Source organism: Stenotrophomonas sp. Ste86, assembly GCF_024519465.1.
GTDB lineage: Bacteria > Pseudomonadota > Gammaproteobacteria > Xanthomonadales > Xanthomonadaceae > Stenotrophomonas.
The window spans coordinates 1-25,896 of record NZ_JALJRW010000021.1; the positions used below are offsets into that span (position 1 = coordinate 1).

Below are 25,896 nucleotides of genomic sequence, written 5' to 3' on the forward strand. Positions count from 1 at the left end.
TGCCCTTGGAGGCGAAATAAAGGAGGAGGGGGCGGCCGTAGGCCGACGCCGGGGGCGTCGCAGGAAAGGGCATGGGAGCCCAGCGCCCGACCCACCGACGACCGCTGTCGACCCAGCGCTTGACCCAATGACCGCCACGTCCGCACCTGCGCCTGGGCTGATGAGGAGCCGGCCAGCGGCCGGCACTACCGGCCTTCGCCGGCAGCCGTCGGGCGCAGGCTCGGACGGACGCCCGCCCGGAGTTACAGCGACCGGCTGATGGTGAAACTGCCGAACACCGGCGCTTCCTTCTGCCCGTCGAACTCGCGCGTGCTGTGGTAGCGGGCGACGGCGAACTTCCAGCGCCCGCGCATCACCGCCACGCCGTACCCGGCCTGGCCCACCACGTGGCGCTTGTCCACGCTGTGGCTGTTGCGGAAGGTATTGCCGTCCAGCGTGATATCCCGGATCACCCACGCCGCATCGGTGGTGGCGAACATGTGCCACGACCAGCCAGACGGACGCCCGCCGCGGGTCGGCGCGGTGTTTTCGCCGGCCGGGCGCAACGGCGTACTGCCGAAATCGTCCGGCAGCTTCCAGCCGAACCGCACTTCGCCACCCGCATTGAGGTGGGTAGCCAGGTTGCCCACCGCACCGCCGTAGTGGCTGATCGCATCCCAGCCCCAGCCGCCGGCGTTCACGCTGGCATCGGCCGGCCAGCGGCGCATCCGCTCGTGGGTGAGCATGAACACCGGCTCGTTGTGCAGCTGGTTGTCCCAGCCCTGGAATTTCTCGTCGCCCAGCACGTCATGCACCGCGTTCTGCACTTCCTTGCCCAGTGCCCACGGCCCCACCACGCCGATCGCCAGCTGCGTGGTCTGCAGCCGGTCGCCGCGCCGGGCGTTGTAGCCGAAGCTGCCGATCAGCACGCCAGCGTAGGGCCGATCGTCCTCGATCAGGTCCTTGCGGGTGAAATCGGTGGGCGTAAAGATGCCCTGGGCCAGGCTGAAGATCATGTTCTGCTGCTCGAACTCGCCCGGGTGCAGCTTCTCCAGATGGCGGTTCACCCAGCGTGCCAGCCTCGGCAGGCAGGGGTCATCGGTGTAATCGACCAGATTGGGCGAGACGAAGGTGATCTGCGCGCCGTTGGTGTAGCCCTGGTCCTGGTCGGCCCCGCCGAACAGATCGTTGTCGACCCGGAAATTGACCTGCGGCGGGTGCTCGCGCATCGCATCCGGACCGCACTGGTTGGCGGCCTGCGCCGCAGGGGCGACGAGCGCCAGGGCGCCGGCGAGTGCGGCCGACAACGCATAGGGCTTCAACGACATGGGATTCCCGCTCAGGATGTGTTCTGTTTTTATGCCGGAGCAGCGTAGTCAGCGCGTGATGCTTTGGCCAGCGCCGCGCGCGCACCGATACGTTTTGCTGGTGAACGCCGATTTTCACGTCGCGTTGGGTGCCGCTATAGGCACGATCATGCAGCGCTTGGGTTCGGCCGCCGGCGTCCCCATAATCGCGGTTATGGAGATCTCGTCTGACAACCCCGACCACGGCTTCCAGTTCCCCGGCCAGTTTGAACTCAGCGCCATGGGCGCGGCTGGTATGGAGCTGGAACGCGAACTGCCGCGCCTGCTTGAGCTGGCCGGCGTCGAAGTACTGACCGAACGGGTCAGCTGGAAACACTCGTCCAACGGCAAGTATGTGTCGGTGCGGCTGGTGTTCAAGGCCGACAACCGCGAGCAGTACGATGCCGCGCACACGGCATTGCGCGACCACCCGGAAGTGAAGTGGACGCTGTAAGCGCCTGCGAAACGGCCGCCTCACCGGGGGCGCGCCCGCCACAGCCGGCGATCGTGCGTGAGCTCGGCCGGCAGGCCTATGCTCCGGTCTGGCATGCAATGCAGCGTTTCACCGATGCGCGTGATGACACCACCGCCGATGAGCTGTGGGTGGTCGAGCATGATCCGGTGTTCACGCTGGGCCAGGCCGGCAAGGAGGAACACGTGCTGGCGCCGGGCGATATTCCGGTGCTGCATGTGGATCGTGGCGGCCAGGTGACCTATCACGGGCCGGGCCAGATCGTGGTCTACCCGCTGCTGCAGCTGCGTCGTCTGGGGATCGGGGTGCGCGATTACGTGTGCCGGATCGAGCAGGCGATCATCGACACGCTGGACGAATGGAATATTGGCGCTGAACGGCTGGACGGCGCGCCCGGGGTCTATGTGGGCGGGGCGAAGGTCGCCGCGCTGGGCATCCGGGTCCGCCGCGGCTGCACCTTCCACGGGCTGGCCTTCAACGTGGCCATGGACCTGGAGCCGTTCCACCGCATCAACCCCTGTGGCTACGAAGGGCTGCAGGTGACCTCGGTGGTAGACTTGGGGGGACCGTCCGGCATGGCGGCCGTGACGCCGGTGCTGCTGGGCCATCTGGCCCGCCAGTTCGGCCTGGACCTCCAGCCGACCCTTGAATTGCCCGATCTGACTGACGCGGCGTAACGCCGCCGACCAAGGCCATGACTGAATCGACCGCTCGCCTCATTCCCCTGCAGATCGTGCAGGGCGACACGCCGTCCGCTGCACCGTTGCAGACGGGCGTCAAACAGCTGGGCGGTGACAAGATCGGCCGCTCGCCCGTGCAGTTTGCCGACGCGCCGGTGCTGCGCAAGCCGTCGTGGATCCGGGTGCGGATTCCGTCGGGCAACGCGGTGCAGATGCTGAAGGCGAAGCTGCGCGAGAACCGGTTGGTGACCGTCTGCGAGGAGGCGAGCTGCCCGAACATCCACGAGTGCTTCAGTCATGGGACGGCGACGTTCATGATCCTGGGCGAGGTGTGCACGCGGCGCTGTTCGTTCTGCGATGTTGCGCATGGTCGGCCGAAGCCGCCGGATGCGAACGAGCCGGCGAGCCTGGCGCAGACGGTGGCCGACATGGGCCTGAAGTATGTGGTGGTGACCAGTGTGGATCGGGATGATCTGCGTGATGGCGGTGCGCAGCATTTCGCCGACTGCATCGGGGCGATCCGGGCCCGGTCGCCAGCGACGCGGATCGAGGTGCTGACGCCGGACTTCCGCGGCAAGGGGCGGATGGAGCGTGCGCTGGATATCCTGGCGACCAATCCGCCGGATGTGTTCAACCACAACATCGAGACGGTGCCGGATCTGTACCGCAATGTGCGGCCGGGCGCGGATTACCAGTGGTCGCTGACGCTGTTGAAGAATTTCAAGGCGCAGCATCCGTCGATCGCGACGAAGTCGGGGATCATGCTGGGTCTGGGCGAGGAGCTGGAGCAGGTGCGGGCGACGATGCGCGATCTGCGTGCGCACGACGTGGACATGATCACGATCGGTCAGTACCTGCAGCCGACGCCGCACCATCATCCGGTGCTGCGTTACTGGACGCCGGAGGAATACAAGGCGTTTGAGGACTACGGTTACGAGCTGGGCTTCAGCCATGTGGCCTCGGGGCCGATGGTGCGTTCTTCGTACCATGCCGATGTGCAGGCCAAGGGTGCGGGCGTTGCCTGAGGCGTTTGACGCCTGAGGCTTTTGAAGCAGCGCTTCCTTCGTTCATGCGCTTGGAGGGGGCAGGCCGCCCTCTCCAGGACACGCCTAAGCCCCTCCATGATGCTCGTTTTGGCGCCTTGCTCGTCGATGCAGTCCCGCACCGACGGCAAGACCGGTGTTGGACGTCCTGCCCAACCCGTCGGGCGCAGTGCCTCCGGCCCATGGCGCCAACGGTCCTGGAGAGGGCGGCCTGCCCCCGCCTTGACAGGGTTCGGCGTAGCGGCCGGGGCGAGCAGCGGCAGTTGCTTCATTCGCTGTGAAAGCCCACCGGTGCGTTCATTTCTGAACGATCCTCGTTTATCCCGGTGCGCAACGCGCGCTGGTGGGTGTGCGTAGCGCCGCCTTGCCATCGTCTGCGCCCGACCTCCCTTTGTCGTCCTTCCCGCCTCCAGCGGCTGGCGGCCGCCGCCTTCGCCTGCGCCATTCACAATTTGCTACAGGCCCCGGTTTAGGCTGGAAATCCCCGTTGCGCGGGGATGGATGACAAACCCCGCAACTTTCGGCACTGTCGTGTGGTCTGATCCGCACGCAGTCTCCCCGTTGGCAAGGTGCCATGAGCAAGTCGATGAAATTCAAAGCCCCCGCATTCCTGATGGCCCTAGCGCTTACCGCGCCGCTGGCACTGGCCGCCTACGCTGATTCGCCGGCACTGCCGTCGGCGGCGACGCCCGACCAGGTGACCACCTCCAAGCTGGTCTACGGACTGCTGTCGGACAGCCGCTATGCCTATCGGCCGCGCGCGCTGGATGCGGCCACCTCCAAGGACGTGTTCAAGCGTTACCTGGAAGCGCTGGATGGCAGCAAGCAGTTCTTTACCCAGGCCGATGTGACGCGCTTCGCGCCGTTCGAGGCCAACATCGCCACGGCGATCCGTGGCGGTGAGCTGGAGCCGGCGTTCCAGGTGTTTGCGGTGTACAAGCAGCGCGTGGGCGAGCGCATCGGGTATGCGCGCAAGCTGCTCAAGCAGGATTTCGATTTCAGCACCGATGAAAAGTTCGAGTACGACCGCAAGGACGTGCCGTGGGCGGCGAGCAATGCCGAGCTGGACGATCTGTGGCGCAAGTCGGTCAAGAACGATTGGCTGCGGCTCAAGCTGGCGGGCAAGCAGCCGGCGGAGATCCGCAAGACGCTGGACAAGCGTTATGCGACGCTGGAAAAGTCGGTCAATGAGTTGAAGGGCGAGGACGTGTTCCAGTTCTTCCTCAATTCGTACACCAGCGCGGTCGATCCGCACACCGATTACTTCACCCCGCGCACCGCCGAGAACTTCAACCAGGCCATGTCGCTGTCGCTGGAAGGCATCGGCGCGCAGCTGCAGCGCCAGGACGACATGGTGGTGATCCGCGAGGTCATCGCCGGCGGTCCGGTGGCGGTCAACGGCACGCTCAAGGCGGGGGATCGCATCGTCGGTGTCGGCCAGGGCAAGTCCGGGCCGATCGAGGATGTGATCGGCTGGCGCATCGATGACGTGGTGGCCAAGATCCGCGGCAAGAAAGACACCCAGGTGCGGTTGGAATTCATTCCGGCCGAAGAGGGCGTGGACGGCAAGCACCACACGCTGGTGCTGACCCGCCAGAAGGTGCGTCTGGCCGAGCAGGCCGCCAAGGGCGAGACCTTGGCCATCCCGGCCAAGGACGGTGAGCCGGCGCGCAAGGTCGGCGTGATCAAGCTGCCCACCTTCTACCAGGACTTCGAAGGCCGTCGCCGCAACGCGACCGACTACGCCTCGGCCACCCGCGACGTGGCCAAGCTGCTGGCCGGCTTCAAGGCCGACAAGCTCGATGGCGTGGTGCTGGACCTGCGCAACAACGGCGGTGGTTCGCTGGATGAGGCCATCGAGCTGACCGGGCTGTTCATCGAACAGGGCCCGGTGGTGCAGGTGCGCGAGTCCGGTGGCCGCGTCACCGTCAACAGCGACCGCAGCGAAGCGGTGGCGTGGGACGGTCCGCTGGCGGTGTTGATCAACCGTGGCTCGGCGTCGGCGTCGGAAATCTTCGCCGGTGCCATCCAGGACTACGGTCGTGGCCTGGTGATCGGTGAGACCACCTTCGGCAAGGGCACCGTGCAGAACATCGTCGACCTGGACCGCTGGCCGAGCGGGGAAACCCAGCGCTATGGGCAGGTCAAGCTGACCATCGCACAGTTCTTCCGCGTCAGCGGCAGCAGCACCCAGCACAAGGGCGTGGTGCCGGACCTGGCCTTCCCGGCCAGCGTGGATGCCAGCGAGTACGGCGAAAGCACCTACGACAACGCCCTGCCGTGGACCCGCATCGCCTCGGTGCCGCATACCCAGTACGGCAACTTCGGCCCGCTGCTGCCCAAACTGGAAACCCGCCATGCCGCGCGCATTGCCGCCGACAAGGAATTCCAGTGGTGGAACGAGGACGTGGAGCAGTTCCGCGCCGAGAAGGCCAAGAAGTACATCTCACTCAACGAGGCCGAGCGCCGCGCCGAGCGTGAGAAGCAGGACAAGCAGCGCACTGAGCGCCAGGCGATCCGCAAGCAGTTGGGCCTGGACCTGGACCCGCTGGCCGACGACAGCAATGACGACGGCCTGACCGGCAACGAGCGCGACATCGTCAAGGATGCCGCCCGTGAGAAGGCCGCCGAGAAGCGTCCGGACCCGCTGCTGCGCGAGTCGGCGTCGATCCTGTCCGATGCGGTCAACCTGCTGGAAGCCGACCGCCCGCTGTCGGCGCAGGTGCTGCCGCAGTCCACCGCCGTGGGCCGCTGGGCCGACTGACCGGTCGCGGACGGACGGGGGTAGAGCCGAGCCATGCTCGGCTGCGCTCACCGACCGCGCCATGGGTGCACAGGCAAGCCGAGCCAAGGCAAGCCGAGCCGAGCCAAAGCAAGCCGAGCCGAGCCAAAGCAAGCCGAGCATGGCTCGGCTCTACCCGCCCCCGGCCCCCCGGCCCCTCGCGCGCGCGAAGCCGGTGGCCGGTTTCGGTGAACACCCGACAAACGAAGGGCCGGCCATTGCGCCGGCCCTTCGCTATGTAAACCCGGTGCATACGCGGGCGGGGCTATGCTGGAGGCGTCTGTTCTCGCAGGAGCGCGCATGCGCCTGTATCACGCAATCCCGGCAGGTCTGCTGGTCGCCTCGCTGACCGCCTGTGGCGGTCGCGCCGCTGACAGCACGCTGATCCGTGAATCGTTCGACTCCGGCGACACCTATTCGCGCAGCGTGCCCGGCGCCCCGGCGCAGGCCTGCGAAGCGGCACGGCGCACCCTGCTCAGCCAGGGCTATGCAATTGCCCGGGCCGACACCGCCGCGGTGGAAGGCAACAAGAACTTCCAGCCGCGCGATGACGAACACGAGCAGCTGGTGCTGCGTATTTCCTGCGCGCCACGCGGCGACCAGTCGCTGGTCTTCGTCAGTGCCGTGCAGGACCGTTATGCCTTGAAGAAGAGCCCGACCTCGGCCAGTGTCGGCGTGGGCGCATTGGGCTCGGTGTCGCTGCCGTTCGGCAGCAATGACGACTCGCTGGTGAAGGTCGCCAGCAGCACGGTGCAGGATGCGGACTTCTACCGCCGCTTCTTTGATCGGCTGCAGCAGTACCTGCCGGCCGCGGCGGCCGCGCCTGCACCGGCGCCGTCTGAACCACCGGCCGCTGCACCGGCTGCGGCCGATGTGCCGGCGGCGCCGGCCGCCGTGGCGGGTACGCCGGTGCCGTCGCACTGATCAGGCGGACCGGTGTCGTTGCCCACTGCATCATGCGCGCCCCGCCGTTGGGTGATGGCGCTGGCCGGGTTGCTGCTAGCGGGCGTGGGCGCGGCGAGTGCCGTCGCCGCGCCCGCGCCCGCCTGTACCCAGCCGCTGCTTGAAGAACTCGGCTGGCGTTTCAGCGATGCGCCCATCCGCGCGCCGGTGGTGCACGGCGGCCCCGTCTGCGAGCGCGCCGATCTGGCCCAGGCGCAGCGGGCCGGTGACCTGCGGGTGCAACTGCCCCGGGACTGGGATCCCGCGCGCCGCGCTGACTTCATGACGGCCTTGCTGGACGATCCGGCCACGCTGTGCGCGTATGCGTTCAAGCTTGGGCAGGCCACCCGGCGTGCGACCACGCAGCTGCAGGACAATCCGGGGTACCGGTTTTCGGCACTGCAGTTGGGTTGGATCGGCTTCGGCGCGCGCGGCGCGCAGGCCCAGGGCTGGCAGCGCTTCCGCAGCTTCGGTCGGGGGTATGCACCTTCCGGCCGCAACAGCGTGGCGCTGCAGCACTTCTACGATGGCCGGGTCCGCAGCGAGTGCGGGGTGGGGCGCCAGGTCGCGCAGCTGGCCACGCAGCGCGAGCTGTACGGCGATGCGGCGTTCGATGCCGAGTTCACGCCCGCCGAGTTGTCCATCGGCACGTTCCTGACCCTGCACGAGACCGACAGCATCCTGCTCGGCCGGCACGCGGGTGAGTTCCTTGCCGATGGCAAGGCGCGCAAGACCGCACAGCTGGGCCGGCAGGCGTTCGTCGGCGCGCCGGGCTTCATCGAGCACGTGTTCGACCGCGAGTATCTGGACGACATCAACAACCAGGCCGAGAACTTCGTGGTGGTCGACGTGAGCGATGCGGCGGCCCGCGCGCTGCGCGCGCACGACGGGTTTACCCATTACGACGCCATCAACCGGCAGATCTGGGCGCTGGCCCAGCGCATGCCCGGACCCGGGCCACGCCGCTTCGAACGGCTGCTGGCCGAGCGCGATCCGGTCTGGCGCAACGGGTTGCCGGCCGAGCAGAAACCGCTGCTGGCCGAACTGGACGCGCTGCTGGACGATCCGTTCTACCAGGGGTTCGTGATTTACGTGCATCCTCGCGGTATACGTCCTGTCGGGTACCACATCGCACGCCTGCTCGACCGCAATCCGCGGACGCCGTTTGCCTTCGAACTGGGCCTGCACAACCTGCATACCACGCTGTACCGGCGCTGGATCGACGCACGCCTTCGCCAGTGCGATTCCCCGCCGGCAGCATCCCCGCAACACAACTCGCACGCTGGAAGGTGACACATGGATATTGCAATGATCGGGCTGGGCAAGATGGGCGCCAACATGGCCGAGCGGCTGCATCGCGGCGGCCATCGGGTGATCGGCGTCGACCCCGGTGAAGGCGCGCGCGCGAGCGCGGCCAAGCGCGGCTTCGAGGTCAGCGCGTCGGTCGCCGATGCGCTGGCGCAGCTGCCGGTGCCGCGCGTGGTGTGGCTGATGGTGCCGGCCGGCGAGGTGGTGGACCAGACCCTGGCCGCGCTGTCACCGCACCTGTCCGAAGGCGACGTGGTGATCGACGGCGGCAACTCGTATTACAAAGATTCGATGCGTCGCGCCGGCCAGCTGCTGGGCGAGGACGTCAGCTACATCGACTGCGGCACCAGCGGCGGCGTGTGGGGCCTGCAGGAAGGCTACAGCCTGATGATCGGCGGTGACACCGCGGCAGTGGAACGGGTGGGGGCGATCTTCCGCACGCTGGCGCCGGGCGAAGACCGCGGCTGGGCGCATGTCGGGCCGAGCGGTGCCGGCCACTTCTGCAAGATGGTCCATAACGGTATCGAGTACGGGATGATGCAGGCCTACGCCGAAGGCTTTGCGCTGATGCAGCACAAGACCGCGTTCAACCTCGATCTTGCCCAGGTTGCCAAGGCCTGGCAGCACGGCAGCGTGGTGCGTTCGTGGCTGCTGGACCTCAGCGCCGATGCGCTTGGCCGCAACCCGCAGCTCGATGGCATTGCCCCGTACGTGGAAGATTCCGGCGAAGGCCGCTGGACCGTCGCCGAAGCGATCGACCTGGACGTGCCGGCACCGGTGATCACCCTGTCGCTGCTGGAGCGGCTGCGCTCTCGCGAGAAGAACTCCTTCAGCGATCGCCTGCTGGCGGCGATGCGCAACGAGTTCGGCGGCCACGCGATCAAAACCGAATAAGACCGCCGATGCAGCCGGTGGGTGGCGGGATCACGGTAGTGCCGGCCGCTGGCCGGCTCCTCGCAGACGTTGATCACGTGCGCGCATCGGCGCCGCCCGAAGATGCGCGCAGATCCACCCGCCGCCCGCTGCGCGCACTCTCCGCCCCGGCGTCCAGCAGGCGCATCAACTGCAGTGCCTCATCCGCGCTCACCGTGGGCGTGCCGCTGCCCAGCATCGCGTCGCGGAACGCCGCGTACAGCCGCCGGTAGTCGCCGGGCACGTTGTCGACCGTGCTGCGCTGGCTGCGGCCATGCTCATCGACCACGACGTGCTGGCCATGCAGCGGATCCAGACCCCAGCCCGGCGCGCCGGGCGCAATGCCATCGCGCAGCTGGTCTTCCTGCACGTCACGGCCGTCCTTGATATAGCTGCCCAAGTGTCCGTGCACCGCAAAGCGCGGATTGGCCGCGGCGACCAGCGAGCCGGCGTGCACGATCGCGCGGTGCCGCGGGTAATGCAGCACCGCGTGGAAGTAGTCATCGCTGCGTGCGTGGTCGCGTTGTGCGGTGATGTCGGCGCTGATCGCCGCCGGCCAGCCGAACAGCTGCAGCATCTGGTCGAGCAGATGCGGGCCCAGGTCCATCCACAGACCGGCACCAGGCACGTCGCTCTCCCGCCAGCGATCCCGCACCTGCGGGCGGTAGCGGTCGAAGTGCGAGTGGCACTCGGCCACGTCGCCCAGCACGCCACTGTCGAGCAGCTGGCGTAGGCTGAGGAAGTCGGCATCGAAACGCCGGTTCTGGAACACCGTGGCAACCCGTTCCGCCGCCTGCGCGGCCTGCACCACCGCCTCGGCCTGCGCCACGTCCAGGGTGAAGGGCTTGTCCACCAGCACGTGCTTGCCGGCCTGCAGTGCGGCGATGGCCAGCGGTGCATGCTCGGCGTTGGGGGTTACGATAACCACCGCATCCACGGCCGGGTCATCGAACAGTTGCTGTGCATGCGCGCAGATGCGCACGTCGGTGAAGCTGCGCAGGAGCCGGTCGCGTTGCGAACTGACGATGCTGTGCAGCGTCAGGCCGGGGGTATGCTGGATCAACGGGGCGTGGAAGACGCTGCCGGCCAGGCCGTAGCCGATCAGTCCCACCTGCAGGGCCGTGGCCATGGTGAGCTCCAGAGGAGAGGGGGAGGGTCAGCGTAGCGGCTGCGGCCGCGCGGAGGAACATGAACAGCCGGAAAGGAACCTGAGTGGTTCACAGCAGCGTTATGTTCCGCCCACGTGCCGCACACGCGCTTCCCCCGACACTGGCCACACACCCAAGGAGACACCGAACATGACCAACACTACGCGCACTCTGCTTGCTGCTTCGCTGGCCCTCGGCATGGTTCTGGGTACGTCGTCGGCGATGGCAAAGGATCCGCCGAAGACCACCGACCATGCCGCCATGACCCATGCCGATACGCATGACTCCGACGCGCCGGTGACCGATAGCTGGATCACCACCAAGGTCAAGACCGATCTGCTCACCAGCAAGAACGTTCCGGGTACCGAGGTGATGGTGGAAACGGTCAATGGCGTGGTGACCCTGAAGGGCACCGTGGCCAGCCAGGCCGAGCATGACAAGGCACTTCGCGTGACCAAGGGCATCAAGGGCGTGAAGAGCGTCGATGCCAGCGGCCTGAAGGTCGCGGCCGCTGCCAAGCGCTGATTCCAGCGTATCGCGGTAGCCGAACGTAGAAACAGGGCGCGCCTTCGGGCGCGCTTTTTTTGTTTCCTTCTCAACGGCGGCGTCCTGTTTGCAAGGGCCGTGGTGGATGGTGCGCGGCGTTGTGCATGTGGTATCGGATAATTCAGGCGCGGGGTGTGGATCTTGATGCTGTTTCCGCTTGGGTTTGTCGCAAGCGTCGGGGCCCCGTAGCCGCCGGTAGGCCCCTGGCGCAAATGTCCCCCGGCCGCGTGGCGGCCTCCTCCTTTATTTTGCCCAGGGGCCTACCGGCGGCTACGGGGCTACGCTCGCGGTCCGCAGGTGGATGCCGAGCTTCTTTGAGGGCGGTCGGTGGGTCGGGCGCGTCAAGGGCCGCAGGCCGCTTTATGTACGCCTCCGAACGAGAGAAAGCGTCCCGGCACCGGCGATGCGGCTTTTCTAAACTGTTCATTAAATGAGACCAGCCCTATTCACAATGCGCTGCGGTATATTCATGGCTTCGCCCGCGTCGACGTGCCAAGCAAGCCAAGGCCGCTGCGCTGGGCACCGCCGGTTACGGCACCGTGAGTTGAAGAGGGCATATGGCGCTGGTTTTCAGTGATGACGTCTGGGATCGCTGGCGCTTGCCGGCACTGACCCTGGCCGCCGTGGCCATCATCGTGGTCCCGTGGCTGACGCTGCGGAAGCTGTCTGAAGAAAATACCGAAGCCATGCGCTGGGTGACCCATACCCAGGATGTGGGCGTGGCGGTGTACCAGTTGCAGGCCGATGTGCGCGACGTGGAGTCGGCTGCGCTGACCATGTCCAAAGGCATCGACGCGCCAGGTCTGCGCGAGCGCCTTGGCCAAGCCAAGGACATCCCGCAGCGGCTGCAGCGGCTGACTGAACTGACCCGCGACAATCCCGAACAGCTGGTCCGCATCGGCCGCATCCAGTCGATGGTGGAACGGCGTATGGAACTGGCCAGGCAACTGGCGCGCTCGGCACCGGATTCGGACCAGCGCGAACTGGTCAAGGACCTGACCACCCGCTATCCGATCCGCAAGCTGATCGAAGAACTGCAGTCCAACGAAGAGACACTGCTGGCAGAGCGCAGCGCCGTATTCCAGAAACAGCAGCGCCAGGGCGAGTTCGTGTCGTGGTCGGCGCTGCTGGTGCAGTTGTCGCTGCTGGGCCTGGTGCTGTGGTTGCTGCATCGCCAGATCAGCCATCGCGCCAGCGCCGAGAAAGCCTCGCAGCGTTCGGCCGCACGCGCCGCCTCGGTGTTGAACACCGTGCGTGAACCGATCGTGCTGCTCGACCGTGAGTTGAAAGTGCAGCTGCATAATCCGGCCTTTGCCGAGCTCTACGGCCTGGATGAAACCAGCACCGAGATCCGCAGCCTGGACAGCATCGGCGACGGCGCCTGGAAGGATGCGGTGGTGCGCCAGCGGCTGATCGATGTGCTGCTGCGCGGCCGCGAGCTGTGGGATTACGAACACGAGCAGCGCACCGCCGACGAGCAGGTGCGCACCATGCTGATCAATGCCCGGCGCATGCCGCTGCCGGACAAGGACGATGAGGTGGTGCTGATGACGGTCAGTGATGTGACCGTGCAGCGCGCCGTGCAGCAGCGCGTGGAAGAACTGAACCGGCAGCTGGAAGGCAAGGTGGAACAGGTGTCCGAGGTGAACCGCGAGCTGGAAGCCTTCAGCTACTCGGTGTCCCACGACCTGCGCGCGCCGCTGCGCCACGTCGCCGGGTTCTCCGACAAACTTACCCGCCACCTGGGCGATCAGGCCGACGAAAAGTCGCTGCACTACCTCGGGGTGATTTCCAACTCGGCACGCCGCATGGCTGCGCTGATCGACGACCTGCTGGTCTACTCGCGGCTGGGCCGGGCGGCGATGCGGATGCAGGCGGTGGACATGCAGTCGCTGGTGGCCGACACGCGCGCCATGCTCGATGCCAACCTGCAGAGCGAGGCCGAGGAAACCGGCGTGCGCCGCCACGTGGAGTGGAAGATCGCCCCACTGCCGATCCTGGTGTCCGATGAGAACATGATGCGCCAGGTGTGGTTGAACCTGCTGGGCAATGCCCTCAAGTATTCGTCCAACCGCGACCCGGCCCGGATCGAGGTCGAGTACCAGCAGCAGCCCGATGGCGGCCACCTGTTCACGGTGCGCGACAACGGCGCCGGTTTCGACATGGCCTACGCCGGCAAGCTGTTTGGTGTGTTCCAGCGGCTGCACAAGGCCAGCGACTACCCCGGCACCGGCATCGGCCTGGCCAGCGTACGCCGCGTACTGACCCGCCACGGCGGCCGCATCTGGGCCGAGTCGGCCGTCGATGCCGGCGCCACGTTCCACTTCCTGCTTCCCCCTGCGCTCGACGCAATCAACAAGGGCTCCGCCGCATGACCGCACTCCGCACCATCCTCCTCGCCGAGGACAGCCCTGCCGACGCCGAGATGGCCGTCGACGCCCTGAAAGAGGCCCGCCTGGCCAACCCGATCGTGCACGTCGAAGACGGCGTGGAAGCGATGGACTACCTGCTGCGCCGCGGCGCCTTCGCCAACCGCGAGGAAGGCCTGCCGGCGGTGCTGCTGCTGGATATCAAGATGCCGCGCATGGACGGCCTGGAAGTGCTGCGCGAGATCCGCAACACCGAAGAGCTCAAGCGCCTGCCGGTGGTGATTCTGTCGTCCTCGCGCGAAGAAAGCGACCTGGCCCGCAGTTGGGACATGGGCGTGAATGCCTATGTGGTCAAGCCGGTGGACGTGGACCAGTTCTTCGGTGCGGTGCAGACCCTGGGCAAGTTCTGGGCGGTCATCAACCAGGCGCCGGAGATCGAGTAAGCCATGCCGCTGACTGGCCCGTCCCTGGGTATGCTGCGCGTCCTGCTGGTGGAAGATTCCGCCGAGGACGCCGAACTGATGTGCGAGCAGATGCTCGATGCCGGTCTTGAAGCCAGCTTCGAGCGGGTGGAGAGCGCGGGCGAGCTGCGCGAGGCGCTGAGCCGTTTCTCGCCGGACATCGTGTTGTCCGACCTTGCCATGCCCGGTTTTTCCGGCAATGAAGCGCTGCAGATCGTGCGCGGCTGGCATCCGGATGTGCCCTTCATCTTCGTGTCCGGCACGATGGGTGAGGAAAACGCGGTGGCCGCGCTGCACCAGGGCGCCAACGACTACATCATCAAGCACCAGCCGGCGCGGTTGCCGTCGGCGGTGGCGCGCGCGGTACGCGAGTCGCGCAGCAGCATGGACCGCCAGCGGGTGGAAGCCGAGCTGATGCGTGCCCAGCGCCTGGAAAGCCTGTCGCTGCTGGCCGCCGGGCTCAGCCACGATCTGCGCAACATCCTGCAGCCGCTGCTGATCATGCCCGACCTGCTCAAGGCGCGGACCCAGGACCCGCAGCTGCACCACCTGGCCGACATCATCGCCGAGTGCGGCCGGCGCGGGCACGAGATGGCCGAATCGATGCTGTCCTTCGTGCGTGGCTCACGCAAGCCCAGTGAGCAGATCTGCATCGCGCACCTGTTCGAGGCGGTGGAGCTGCTGTTGCGCAGCAACCTGCCGGCCAAGGTCAGCCTGCACCTGGACGTGGCCGATGAAGGCCTGGCCGTGGATGCCAACTACACCGAGCTGCAGCAGGTGCTGTTGAACCTGTCCTTGAACGCGATCCAGGCGATGCCCAACGGCGGGCGACTGACGCTGCGCGCGGCCGCCGACCGCGATGGCCAGGGCGAGGAGTGGCTGCGCATCTCGGTGACCGACGAAGGCACCGGCATGGATGCCGACACGCTGTCGCATCTGTTCAACCCGTTCTTCACCACCAAGGCCAACGGCACCGGCCTGGGGCTGATCTCGTGCAAGCGTATCGTCGAAGGCGTGCACGGCAGCATCCACGTGGACAGCACGGTCGGGGTCGGGACGCGTTTCGACCTGCTGCTGCCGATGCAGGAAGTGGCCGCTGACAGCGAGGCGGTGGATCAACCGATCGCCGCCGGTACCGGGCAGTCGATCCTGGTGGTGGATGGCGAGGCCACGCGTCTGTCGCTGCTGGGCAACGCGTTGTCCAGCCAGGGCTACCACCTGCAGCTGGCCTCCGACGGCGCCGCGGCGCTGCGCTGGATGCAGCAGGAAGCAATGCCGGCACTGGTGATCGCCGATGCCGGTTCCAAGCTGTTGTCGGCCAGCCACCTGCTGGGCGAAATGGCCGCGCTGGGCTTCCGCGGGCCGGCGCTGGTGCTGGAAGAGGCCGACGTCACCGTGCCACTGGCGGTGTTCCCGTCGACGATCAACGTGCACGTGCTGCGCAAGCCGCTGGAAATGCAGCAGGTGTTCCGTTCGGTGGCCGAGGCGTTGGAGACGGCCTGATCGTGGTGGGATTACCACGGTAGTGCCGGCCGTTGGCCGGCTCTGCCTGCACCCCACAGTGTCGGGTTGCCGGCCAGCGGCCGGCACTACGGTTTCAGGCCTCTTCCCATGGAAACCGGGGCAGGGTGGTTACCGCCTGCTCCAGCTTGTGCGACCAGCTGCCGTGGATCTGCGCATACAGCGGGCTGTCGCCGGCCAGGCGCATGCGCTGGCTGATGCGCAGGTCATCCTTGCGGATCAGCACCAGATCCACCGGCAGGCCCACCGACAGGTTGGAGCGGATGGTCGAGTCCAGCGACACGATCGCCGTGCGCGCGGCATCTTCCAGCCGCGTCTGCGGGCGCAGGATGCGGTCCAGGATCGGCTTGCCGTACTTGGATTCGCCGATCTGCAGGAACGGGGTCTCCGGCGAGGCGGAAATCGCATTGCCGAGCGGGTAGATCATGTACATGCCCGGTTGTTCACCGGCAATCTGCCCGCCCAGGATCAGGGTGGCCTGGGTCATGATGCCGTCCTGTCCGGCGTCCTGCGCGGTGGCCTTGACCTGGCTGTCGACCAGCACGCGGCCAACGTACTCGGCCACCTCGAACAGGTGCCGGTAGGCGAGCAGGTTCTGCTCGCGCGCTTCCTCCACGTCGCGGCGCAGACGCGAGACCAGCAGTTGGGTGGTGGCCAGGTTGCCGGCGGCCATGATCACGAAGGCGGCCTGCCCGGGGAACTCGAATTCATGCAGCTTGCGATGGACCCGCACGTCGTCCAGCGACGCGTTGGTGCGGGTATCGGCGGCGAAGACCAGGCCTTCGTCCACCTCGATGCCGACGCAATAGGTCATGTCGGTGTCCTATGATGTGCACCCCGATTCTATGCGCAGGCCATGTTGGTCCCGTGTGGATTCGCCCCACGCACGCTGAATACCATGACCACTGTGCTCCTGAGCCTGGGCAGCAACCTGCAGCCGCAACAGCATCTTCACGCCGCGGTGGACGCGCTGCGCGCGCGCTTCGGCGCGATCGCGGTCTCGCCGGCCTACCGTACCGCCGCAGTCGGCTTCGACGGCCCGGATTTCCTCAACAATGCGGTGGCGATCGACACCGATGTGCCGCTGGATGCGCTCGATGCCTGGCTGCATGCGCTGGAAGACGCGCACGGCCGCGACCGCAGCGGCCCGCGCTTCTCCGACCGCACCCTGGACCTGGACGTGGTGTTCTACGGCGACCTGATCGTGGAAGGCCCGGGCCACCTGCGCATTCCGCGCCCGGAACTCAAGCACGCCTTCGTGCTCAAGCCGCTGGCCGACATCGCCCCGGACTTCATCGACCCGGTCAGCGGCCTGTCCCTGGCCGCGCTGTGGCGCGCCCATCGCCAGTACGGCGAGGCGTTCGAGACGATGGAACTGCTGCCCATTACCCGGTAGTGCCGGCCGCTGGCCGGCTCCACGTGAACCTGGCACCGCCTGGTTGCCGGCCAGCGGCCGGCACTACCGGGGCGGTTGCATCGTTTGTTTGCCGGCCAGCGGCCGGCATTACGACAGCGTTCGGCCGCCATCCACGCGCAGCGTGTGACCGGTGATGAAGGGGGCATCGGTGACCAGCCAGTACACCGCCTCGGCGATCTCCTCCACCGTGCCGGTACGCGCCAGCGGGGTGCGCAGCAGCAGCGCCTGCTGGGCGAAATCGTCCTTGCCCTGTTCCGGCCACAGGATCGCGCCGGGGGCCACCGCATTGACCCGCACCTTGGGTGCCAGTTCCAGCGCAAGTGAGCGGGTGATCATTTCCAGCGCCGCCTTGGCCGCGCTGTAGACCGGGTGGTCGCGCATCGGCTGGGTGCCGTGCAGGTCGGTCAGGTTGACGATGCAGCCCAGGCGCCGGCGCAGCTGCGGTGCGGCGGCCTGGGCCAGCAGCAGCGGGGCGCGCGCGTTGACCGCGAACAGATCGTCCCAGTGTTCGGCGGTGATCTGGCCGAGCAGGGTGGGGTAGAAGTTGGAGGCGTTGTTGACCAGCGCATCCAGCCGCCCGAACTGGGCCACGGTCTGCTCGACCAGGTCGGGGATGGCGTCGGCGTCACGCAGGTCGGCCTGCAGCGCCAGCACGCTGCCAGGGCGCAGCATGTCCAGGTCGAAGGCCATCTGCTGCAGCTCGGCGGTGGAGGTATGCGCGTGCAGCACCACCGACCAGCCACAGGCATGGAACTGGCGGGCGATCGCCGCGCCGATCCGGCGCGCGCTGCCGGTGATCAGCACGACGGGTGCGGTATCGGTCATCGGGGGTACTCCCTGCTCGGCTATGCTGTGCATTGTCACCGCAATCGCCTGCCTCATGCATTCGCCACTGCCCACCCCCGATACCGACGCCCTGGCCCACAGCGACCAGCTGGCCGCGGCGCTGCGCGCCGACATCCTTGCCAACGGCGGCGCCATCCCGTTCGCACGGTTCATGGAGCTGAGCCTGTATACGCCGGGACTGGGGTATTACAGTGCCGGTGCCAGCAAGTTCGGCGAATCCGGCGATTTCACCACCGCCCCGGAACTCGGCCCGCTGTTTGCCGCCACCGTGGCCAATGCGATCGCCCCGGTGATGCAGCAACTGGGCCCGCAGGCGCGCTTCATGGAGCTGGGCGGCGGCAGCGGCGCGTTTGCCGAGGTGCTGCTCAAGCGCATGCTGGAACTGGACGCGCTGCCCGAACGCTACGCGATCCTGGAACCCAGCGCGGACCTGCGCGAGCGCCAGCGCGAGCGTCTGGAAAAGGCCTTGATCGGCCCGGTGTTCGAACTGGTGGAGTGGTTGGACGGCCCGTTCGAGGACGACTGGGACGGCATCGTGTTCGCCAACGAGGTGATCGATGCGCTGCCGACGCCGCGCTTCCTGGCGCGCGACGGTATGGTCTATGAGGAAACCGTGGAGCTGGATGCGCAGGGCGCCTTCGTGCGTGGCGCGCAACCGGCCGATGCCATGCTCAGCGCGGCGGTGCGCCACATCGAGCATTACCGTGAGAAGCCCTTCGCCGATGGCTACCGTTCCGAACTGCTGCCGCAGCTGCCGTACTGGATCCAGGCCGTGGCCGGCGGCATGCAGCGCGGCGCGATGCTCTTCATCGATTATGGCTACCCGCGTGGCGAGTATTACCAGGACGAACGCGATGACGGCACGGTGCGCGCGTTCTACCGCCACCAGGTGCACAACGATCTTTACCGGTGGCCGGGCCTGCAGGACCTGACCGCGTCGGTGGATTTCACCGCGCTGGCCGAGGCCGGCACCGGTGCCGGGTTCGAGATCGCCGGGTACTGCACCCAGGCCAATTTCCTGCTGGGCAACGGGCTCGATGCGTTGCTGGCCAAGGCCGAGGCGCGCGTGGACGAGTTCGGCAAGGTGCGCCTGCGTGACCAGGTCAAGAAACTCACCCTGCCCACCGGCATGGGCGAGCGCTTCCAGGTGATGGGGTTCCAGCGTGACGTTGAATTCGAGGCCGCGTTCCTGCTCGGCGACCTGACCTGGCGCCTCTGACATGGGCACGACAGGGATGTTGAAGCCGCTGCGCTGGCCGCGCTTCTGGCTCGGTCTGTGGTGGCTGGCGATCGCGGTGACCATCACCGTCTGCCTGATTCCGCCGCCGCCGCTGGACCTGCCCAAGAACAGCGACAAGGTGGAGCATTTTCTTGCCTACTTCCTGTTGGCCGCTTCAGCGGTGCAGATCTACCGCACGCGCGCGGCGTTGCTGTGGGCCGGCGCCGGCCTGGTCGGGCTGGGTATCGGCATCGAGTTCCTGCAGGGCGCATTGACCGACAACCGCATGGCCGACCCGATGGACGCGCTGGCCAACAGCGTGGGAGTGATCGCGGGCATGGCGATCGCATTCACCCCGTTGCGCAACCTGCTGCTGCGTCTGCACGGATAGAAAGGCATCGGTAATGCCGGCCGCTGGCCGGCAACCTCAGCGCGGCACCAGCGTCAACGCATCCAGCACCCACATCGTCGGCCGCGTATCCCCGGTAAAGCGCACGCACAGATCCTGCGTCCCCTTCACCGACCGCGGCAGCGCGGCTTCCAACGTGATGAACCCATCCGTACCAGGCTTGGCCGGCAATTTCACCGTGGCCAGCGGCGTGCCATCGCAGCTGCCGTTGAGCACGTCCATCTCGCCGTGCGCACTGCGTGCGGGGCTGAATTTCCGTTGCGGTTCGTCGTGCGCCAGCTGGAAGTAATACGGAATCTGGCCGGCACGCACGCGCACTTTGGCGATGCCGTCGACATCGGCGTCCTTCCACAACCAGCACGGGTTGAAGATATTGACGTTGAAGATCGCGCGCGGGCCATCGGCCGGGCCATCGTCTTCCAGCCGCAGCAGCAGCTTGCCTTCGCCCGGGCACATCCCCAGCTGCTCGTCGCTGCGGCTCAGCAGCGACGTGGCGGTGATGTCGAAGCGACTGGCCGCGCTGGCCAATGCCTTGCCGTCGAAGAACGTGGCCGCCCTTAGGGTGATCGGCAACGGCTGGGTCAGCGGCGTGGTGTAGCGCGGCGACTGCGCGGTGACCGCGCTGCCATCGGTGCTGTAGTGGATGTCATAGCCCAGCGGCGTGCGCAGTGCCAGCGTCGCGGTGCCGGCCTTGCGGTCGTCATGGCTGTCCAGTTCCACCTGCAGCGGCGTCTGCGCGTAGGCGATGCCCATGGCCTCCCAGCGCTGCAGCTGGCTCGGCAGGCGTGCCAGGAAATCGGCGTAGTCGCGGCGCTCGCGCGGCGACCAGCCGGTTTCGGCCACGGCGGCCAAACGCGGGAACAGGTTGTGCTGCAGGCGCGCGTAGCTGCGCGTGTGCTCGGTGAACATGTTGGCCTGCAGGCCGAGGATATGCTGCTGCTTGTCCTTGGCCAACGCCTCGGGCACCGGCTCGAAGCCATACACGCGCCCCAGCGGCGTGGACAGCGGGCGGCCCGGCGGTTCGTTGGGCGAGTGGGTCTGCAGGTAGTCCATGTACATATCGGTGACCGGCGACATCACCACGTCGTGGCCTTCGCTGGCGGCTTTCAGGCCGCCTTCGGTGCCGCGCCAGGACATCACCGTGGCCTCCGGCGGCAACCCGCCTTCAAGGATTTCATCCCAGCCGATCAGGCGCCGGTCGTGTTGCTCCAGGAAAGTCTCCAGGCGTTTGATGAGGTGGCTCTGCATCTCCATTTCATTGCCTGCGCCAACCTCGCGCATGCGCGCCTGCACGCGTGCCGAGGCTTCCCACTGGTCCTTGACCGCTTCGTCGCCGCCGACGTGCACGTACCTGGCCGGGAACAGGGTGATCACTTCTTCCAGCACGTTTTCCAGGAAGGTGAAGGTGCTTTCCTCGGTGTTGAACAGGTTGGGGAACACGCCCCATTCGCTGAGCGGCTTCAGCGGCGTGTCCAGCGTGCCCAGTTCGGGATAGGCGGCGATCGCGGCGGTGGCGTGGCCGGGCACGTCGATTTCCGGGATCACCTGGATATGCCGGGCGGCGGCATAGGCGATCACGTCGCGGATCTGGTCCTGGGTATAGAAGCCGCAATACGGGCGTTCGGCGCCGGTGACCGGATCGCGGCCACCATCGCCGGCCGGAATACGACAGCTGCCGATCCCGGTCAGTTTGGGATAGCGCTTGATCTCCATGCGCCAGCCCTGGTCATCGGTGAGATGCCAGTGGAAGGTATTGAGCTTCTGTTCGGCCATCGCGTCGAGCACGCGCTTGATCTCGTCCAGGCTCTGGAAGTGGCGCGCCGAATCGAGCATCAGGCCACGCCAGCTGAAACGCGGTGCATCGTCGATGCGCAGCGCCGGCAGGACGCCGTTGCTGCCGCCACTGAGCAGTTGCGACAGGGTGGCTGCACCGTAGAACAGGCCGGCCTCGGTAGCTGCCTGCACGGTCACGCCGTCGCGGCCCGAGCGCAGCTGGTAGCCTTCGGCGCCGGTCTTGAGCGTGCGGTTCAACACGAAGTGGATGCCGTTGCCGCCGCGCGTGCCGGCCACGTTCAGCACCGGGCCGCCGCTGTCGCGCAGCAACGTAGTGAACTGGGTAGCCACGCGCTGCGCGGCCTCGCCCTTGGCCCACACCGGGGTGCCGGCGACCACGCTGAAGCCGCTGCCCTCGATGCGTTCGACCTTGGCCGGCGCCGGCATCAGCGGCAGCGAGCCGGGCAGGGCGCGGGGGCCAGCAGTGGCCGGGGCATCGGCGGCCTGCGCGAGCGGTGCCAGGGACAGGGCCAATGCGAAGGAGAGCAGTGACAGCGAGGTACGACGGGTGCGGGTATGCATCGGGTCATTCCTGTGTTGCGAATCGGGTTCCACCTGTGAAAACGGGCCCGGAGATCCGGGCCCGTTTCAGGTGTGCAGCATAGTGCTATGGCAATCAGAACTTGAAGTGCACCGTAGCCATGTAGCGGCGGCCGCTCTTGTAGCGCGAGGCCAGGTGGTCCTTGTCGCCGAGGTACTGGAAATACTCTTCGTTGAGCAGGTTCTGCGCGTCCAGCGTCAGCGACCAGTTCTCGGTGAAGGTGTAGCCGAAGCTGGCGCCGAGCTCGGCGTAGTCGTCCACGCTGGCCGGTGCCGAGCCTGCGACGTAGCCGCCGGCCAGGTAGCTGTCACGCCAGTTGTAGGTCAGGCGTGCATTGATCGGGCCCTTTTCGAAGTACGGGCTGAGCGCGATCGAGTTGCGCGACTGGTACGGCAGCGGATCACCGGAGTTGTTCTCGCCGTTGGCGTAGGTGTAGTTCGCCGTCAGGCCGAAGCCGCTTTCACCGAAGGGCTGCTGGAAGCTGATGTTGAAGCCCTTGATGTGGCCGCTACCGGCATTGCGCGGACGCTGGATGCTGTAGTCGCAGTAGCCGTCGGCGGCGCAGCCGTTGGTGCCTACGATATTGGCCCAGGTGGCCGGCGAGGTGTCGCGGATCGAGTTGTACTGGCGCTCGGTGACCGCGCTGGTGTCGATGTAGTTGTCGATCTTCTTGTAGAACAGCGACCAGGCCACCACCGACTGCGGGGCGAAGTAGTACTCGGCCGACAGGTTGTAGTTCCAGGACTCGTACGGGGACAGTGCCGCATTGCCGCCACTGCCGGTGAGCGTGGTGTCGTTGAGGAAGGTGTTGTTCACCATCTGGTTGTACGGCGCCCAGGCAATGACCTTGCTTGCGCCGAAGCGGAACACCCAGTCGCTGGAGGTGTCATAGACCAGGTTGACCGACGGCAGCAGGAAATCTTCCTTCTTGGTCTGGGTCTGCCACTTGCTGTCCAGGTCGGTCAGGGTCGGCGTGCCGCCGTAGACGAAGCCGCTGCCTGCGGTCTTGGAATCGACATAACGCACGCCGACGTTGCCGCGCACCGGGCCGTTGGAGAAGTTCAACTGCGCGTAGGCCGCGTTGTTGGTCTGTTCCAGTGCCCAGCTGTTGTTGAGGTAGCTGGCCGGATCGGGGTTGGCGTAATCCAGCGGGCTGCCCTTGACCCAGTTCAGCACGTTGTCGCGGCCAACCTGCACGTGGCGGCCGTGGCCGTCGCTGAAGCCCTGGATGTCGGTCAGCCCGATGGTGCCCACGTCGGCCAGGGTGCCCGGACGCACGCCGCCATACACGTTCAGGTCGAAGCTCTCTTCATGCTTGCCGTGGCGCACGCCGAACTGCAGCTGGTTGAAGATGCTGTCGAACTGCACGTTGAAGTCCAGCTGTGCGTAGGTGTCCTTGCTGTCGGTGGAGAAGATGCCGTTGTTGCCGAACCAGCCACCGGCCGAACCCCAGTTGGCCGGGTTGCGCGCGGCCTCGGCGTTGTCGAAGGTGATGCCCTTGTCAAGGTTCCAGCTGAAGCCGCCGTTGTAGAACGGTTCGATGAAGTACTGGGCCAGGTCCTTGTTCTCGGACTTGCTCTGGCCCACCTGGCCGCTGATGCCCCAGCCATCGCCTTTCCAGGCGCCACGCAGGTCCAGGCCCTTGGTGGTCACTTCGGATTCGCGCACGTTGTTGTCGTAGATCACCGTGCCGCTGTTGGCCGTCGCGCTGGCGTTGGAGTGGCCGCTGTTGACCACGCCGTTGCGCACGTCGCCGAGCTGGTTGACCGCACCGACGGTACCCGGGTTCCAGGTCAGGAAGGAGTACATCGACTGGTTGTAGTTGTCGAAGTTCTCCTTGATGTACAGGCCGCTCAGGTTGAACTCGAGTTCCTCGCTCGGCTTGAACTGCAGGTTGACCACGGCGCTGTCGCGCTTGCGGTCCTGCTGGAACCACGCGGCGTTGACCGAGTTGGGCACGTCCGCGTTCGGGTCCACGCCCGCCGCATTGGTGAAGGTGGACGCCTTGGCGTAGCCGAACACTTCCATGCCCTGGCGATCCACGCGCTCTTCATAATGCTGCGCGGCGACGTTCACGCCGAAGGTTTCGTCGTTGTTCTTCCAGCTGTAGATCGCCGAGGCGTTCGGCTTGCCTTTGCTGGCCTGGTCGCTGTAGCTGTAGCCCACCGAGGCGGCCACTTCGTTGGCGCGCATGTCCAGCGGCTGGCGGGTGTGCATCAGGATGGTGCCGCCCAGGCTGCCTTCGGTCAGGCGCGCTTCGGAGGACTTGATGACTTCCATGCGGCCCAGGATCAGCGGCGACAGCAGGGTGTAATCGAAGCCGCGGTTGGGCTGTTCGCCATACAGCCAGATCGCCTGCGCGACCGGGTGGCCGTCAAGGAAGGACAGGTTCAGGCTGGGATCGGTGCCGTCGATGCTGACCCGCTCACCCTGGCCGAAACGGCGATCCAGCGAGATGCCCGGCAGCTGCGACAGCGCTTCGGCCACGTTGGTGCTGGGGAACTTGCCGATGTCCTCGGCGGTGATCGCCTCGGAGATGGTCACGTTGTTGCGCTTGGTATCCAGCGATTTTTCCAGGCTGGCGCGGATGCCGACGACGCTGACCGTGTCCAGGTCGGTGGGGGTGCTGGAGGTTTCCTGCGCCTGCGCGCCGAACACCAGACAGCTGAAAATGGCTGCCGAAAGCAGACTCTTGCGGTGGTTCATGATGTCTCTCCTCATCAATCCGATGGTTCGCCGGCGACGGCGTGTCTTCTTGCGTCTGGTACGACTTTGCCGCGCGCCCTTTGCCGGGCGCGCCATGGGTGCCACGTACTGCGTGTTGCGTGCCCGGCGCGCCGTGTCAGGCGTGCGGGTGGTCCCTATGTCCCAGGTACCAGCTGGCGGCGCCGATGACGCCCAGCTGCCCGTGCTCGACCACCTTCACGGGAATGCGTTCCAGCGCTTCGCGCATCGGGCCCTTGTTGAGGTACCGCGGTACGAAAGTGCTGTTCAACAGGAATTGACGGATCTGCGGCAGGATGCCGCCGGCCAGGTAGACACCGCCGGTGATGCCGTACTGCAGGGCCATGTCGCCGATGGTGCTGCCGAGCAGGCCGCAGAACACCTCCAGGCTCAGCCGTGCCAGCGGATCCTGGTCGGCCATGGCCGCGGCGGTGACCGCATCGGGGCTGGCCAGCGTCGGCGGCTGGTGGTTGAGTGCACACAGGGCGCGATAGAGATTCATCAGCCCAGGGCCGGACAGCGCGTGCTCGACGGACACATGCGCATGTTCGCGCTGCATCTGGCGCACGATCGCCATTTCCAGCTCGGTGGTGGTGGCCAGGGTTGGCTGTCCGGCTTCGGTGGCCAGCACCACCGCGCCGTGCGCGGTCGGAATCCAGACCGCCGCGCCCAGGCCGGTACCGGGGCCGACCACCAGGGTCGGGCCGCGTGGTGCGCTGGCCGGGCCGGTCAACTGCAGCACGCCGCTGGCATCGACCTGGGACGCGGCGTAGGCCACGGCCTCGAAGTCGTTGACGATGTAGACCTGGTCCAGGCCGACGTCCTGTTCGATGCGGCGCGCCGACAGGGGCCAGGGCACGTTGGCGGTGATCACCGTGCCGTCGGCGCGGGCAACGCCGGCGGTGGCCACCACGCAGTGCGCCGGACGCGGGCCGCTGCCGAGGAAGTCGGTCAGGATCGCGCTCAGGCCGGGATAGTCGGCATTGCGGAACTTGCGGTACTCCAGCAGCTGCACCGGATGGTCCGGATCGGTGCCGGCCTGGACCCGGGCCACGCGCACGTGGGTCCCGCCGACATCGGCGGCCAGGAAGGGCGGCACCGTGGCGGGCAGGTCATGGGCCTGGACGGAGTGGGCAGCTGCGGTCACACGGACTCCCTTGGATGTGCGCAGGTCCAGCGATAAGGCCTGGCGATTGAGGCGGAGTCTGTAATCGTTCTGACAACGATGTCAACGATAACCTCACACTTTCGATGTTGCGCCGCAACGGGCGCCCCTCTGGGAAAACGTTTTCAGCCAACGGCCGTCATGTTTTTGCAACCGAGTGGGAATGACCGCATGGCGCACCGCCAAGCGTGGCGGGGCATGCGATCTGCGCAGGTGCAGCACGACCGCTTCGG

21 protein-coding genes are annotated in these 25,896 nt (G+C 66.7%); 14 read left to right on the plus strand and 7 right to left on the minus strand.

Annotation, left to right across the window (positions count from 1 at the left end):
- Nucleotides 1-242 precede the first annotated feature (242 nt).
- Complete coding sequence (locus NR101_RS15640; RefSeq protein ID WP_256777555.1) at nt 243-1,307, minus strand: lipid A deacylase LpxR family protein; 1,065 nt, start codon at nt 1,305-1,307, stop codon at nt 243-245.
- 193 nt (nt 1,308-1,500) lie between these two features.
- Here NR101_RS15640 and NR101_RS15645 point away from each other — a divergent pair, with 193 nt between their 5' ends.
- From NR101_RS15645 to gnd, 7 genes are all read left to right on the plus strand, one after another.
- On the plus strand, nt 1,501-1,779 hold the full coding sequence (locus tag NR101_RS15645) for a DUF493 family protein (protein WP_256777556.1): 279 nt from the start codon (nt 1,501-1,503) through the stop codon (nt 1,777-1,779).
- Nucleotides 1,767-2,474 carry a lipoyl(octanoyl) transferase LipB gene (gene lipB, locus NR101_RS15650; protein ID WP_256777557.1) on the plus strand — a complete coding sequence of 236 codons (708 nt, stop codon included), beginning with the start codon at nt 1,767-1,769 and terminating at the stop codon, nt 2,472-2,474. Before NR101_RS15645 ends, lipB begins: the two co-directional genes overlap by 13 nt.
- A gap of 17 nt (nt 2,475-2,491) precedes the next feature.
- Entirely contained in the window at nt 2,492-3,502 is a 1,011-nt protein-coding gene (gene lipA / locus NR101_RS15655; RefSeq protein WP_256777558.1) for a lipoyl synthase, read from the plus strand.
- A gap of 604 nt (nt 3,503-4,106) precedes the next feature.
- Nucleotides 4,107-6,284 (plus strand): carboxy terminal-processing peptidase, encoded by a 2,178-nt coding sequence (locus NR101_RS15660; RefSeq protein WP_256777559.1) that lies wholly within the window; start codon nt 4,107-4,109, stop codon nt 6,282-6,284.
- Nucleotides 6,285-6,572: 288 nt separating this feature from the next.
- On the plus strand, nt 6,573-7,226 hold the full coding sequence (locus tag NR101_RS15665) for a DUF2242 domain-containing protein (protein WP_306175580.1): 654 nt from the start codon (nt 6,573-6,575) through the stop codon (nt 7,224-7,226).
- A gap of 54 nt (nt 7,227-7,280) precedes the next feature.
- The gene (locus NR101_RS15670) at nt 7,281-8,537 is read left to right on the plus strand and encodes a hypothetical protein (protein ID WP_306175581.1); all 1,257 of its coding nucleotides are present in this window, start codon (nt 7,281-7,283) and stop codon (nt 8,535-8,537) included.
- Between the two features lie 3 nt (nt 8,538-8,540).
- Nucleotides 8,541-9,446 carry a phosphogluconate dehydrogenase (NAD(+)-dependent, decarboxylating) gene (gnd, locus tag NR101_RS15675; protein WP_256777561.1) on the plus strand — a complete coding sequence of 302 codons (906 nt, stop codon included), beginning with the start codon at nt 8,541-8,543 and terminating at the stop codon, nt 9,444-9,446.
- A gap of 73 nt (nt 9,447-9,519) precedes the next feature.
- Here gnd and NR101_RS15680 read toward each other — a convergent pair whose 3' ends face one another.
- Nucleotides 9,520-10,593 (minus strand): oxidoreductase, encoded by a 1,074-nt coding sequence (locus tag NR101_RS15680; protein WP_256777562.1) that lies wholly within the window; start codon nt 10,591-10,593, stop codon nt 9,520-9,522.
- Between the two features lie 169 nt (nt 10,594-10,762).
- Here NR101_RS15680 and NR101_RS15685 point away from each other — a divergent pair, with 169 nt between their 5' ends.
- From NR101_RS15685 to NR101_RS15700, 4 genes are all read left to right on the plus strand, one after another.
- Nucleotides 10,763-11,137 (plus strand): BON domain-containing protein, encoded by a 375-nt coding sequence (locus tag NR101_RS15685; RefSeq protein WP_256777563.1) that lies wholly within the window; start codon nt 10,763-10,765, stop codon nt 11,135-11,137.
- A 578-nt stretch (nt 11,138-11,715) separates the two neighbouring features.
- Nucleotides 11,716-13,533, plus strand: coding sequence for an ATP-binding protein (locus NR101_RS15690; protein ID WP_256777096.1), 1,818 nt, complete (start codon nt 11,716-11,718; stop codon nt 13,531-13,533).
- Entirely contained in the window at nt 13,530-13,970 is a 441-nt protein-coding gene (locus tag NR101_RS15695; RefSeq protein ID WP_256777094.1) for a response regulator, read from the plus strand. Before NR101_RS15690 ends, NR101_RS15695 begins: the two co-directional genes overlap by 4 nt.
- A 3-nt stretch (nt 13,971-13,973) precedes the next feature.
- The gene (locus NR101_RS15700; protein ID WP_256777092.1) at nt 13,974-15,491 is read left to right on the plus strand and encodes an ATP-binding protein; all 1,518 of its coding nucleotides are present in this window, start codon (nt 13,974-13,976) and stop codon (nt 15,489-15,491) included.
- Nucleotides 15,492-15,585: 94 nt separating this feature from the next.
- Here the strand turns inward: NR101_RS15700 and NR101_RS15705 are convergent, their stop codons facing one another.
- Complete coding sequence (locus NR101_RS15705) at nt 15,586-16,323, minus strand: 20S proteasome subunit A/B (RefSeq protein ID WP_256777091.1); 738 nt, start codon at nt 16,321-16,323, stop codon at nt 15,586-15,588.
- 84 nt (nt 16,324-16,407) lie between these two features.
- Between NR101_RS15705 and folK the strand changes: the two genes are divergently transcribed.
- On the plus strand, nt 16,408-16,905 hold the full coding sequence (folK, locus tag NR101_RS15710; RefSeq protein ID WP_256777090.1) for a 2-amino-4-hydroxy-6-hydroxymethyldihydropteridine diphosphokinase: 498 nt from the start codon (nt 16,408-16,410) through the stop codon (nt 16,903-16,905).
- A 108-nt stretch (nt 16,906-17,013) separates the two neighbouring features.
- Here folK and NR101_RS15715 read toward each other — a convergent pair whose 3' ends face one another.
- Nucleotides 17,014-17,751, minus strand: coding sequence for a pteridine reductase (locus NR101_RS15715; RefSeq protein WP_256777089.1), 738 nt, complete (start codon nt 17,749-17,751; stop codon nt 17,014-17,016).
- 55 nt (nt 17,752-17,806) lie between these two features.
- Here NR101_RS15715 and NR101_RS15720 point away from each other — a divergent pair, with 55 nt between their 5' ends.
- Both NR101_RS15720 and NR101_RS15725 read left to right on the plus strand, forming a co-directional pair.
- Entirely contained in the window at nt 17,807-18,991 is a 1,185-nt protein-coding gene (locus tag NR101_RS15720) for a class I SAM-dependent methyltransferase (protein WP_256777088.1), read from the plus strand.
- A 16-nt stretch (nt 18,992-19,007) separates the two neighbouring features.
- A complete protein-coding gene (locus NR101_RS15725; RefSeq protein ID WP_256777086.1) occupies nt 19,008-19,382 on the plus strand; it encodes a VanZ family protein in 375 nt (124 codons plus the stop codon).
- A 36-nt stretch (nt 19,383-19,418) separates the two neighbouring features.
- Here NR101_RS15725 and NR101_RS15730 read toward each other — a convergent pair whose 3' ends face one another.
- From NR101_RS15730 to NR101_RS15740, 3 genes are all read right to left on the minus strand, one after another.
- The gene (locus NR101_RS15730) at nt 19,419-21,755 is read right to left on the minus strand and encodes a family 20 glycosylhydrolase (protein WP_256777085.1); all 2,337 of its coding nucleotides are present in this window, start codon (nt 21,753-21,755) and stop codon (nt 19,419-19,421) included.
- Between the two features lie 94 nt (nt 21,756-21,849).
- A complete protein-coding gene (locus NR101_RS15735; protein WP_256777083.1) occupies nt 21,850-24,480 on the minus strand; it encodes a TonB-dependent receptor in 2,631 nt (876 codons plus the stop codon).
- 136 nt (nt 24,481-24,616) lie between these two features.
- Nucleotides 24,617-25,645 (minus strand): glucokinase family protein, encoded by a 1,029-nt coding sequence (locus NR101_RS15740; RefSeq protein WP_256777082.1) that lies wholly within the window; start codon nt 25,643-25,645, stop codon nt 24,617-24,619.
- Between the last annotated feature and the right edge of the window lie 251 nt (nt 25,646-25,896).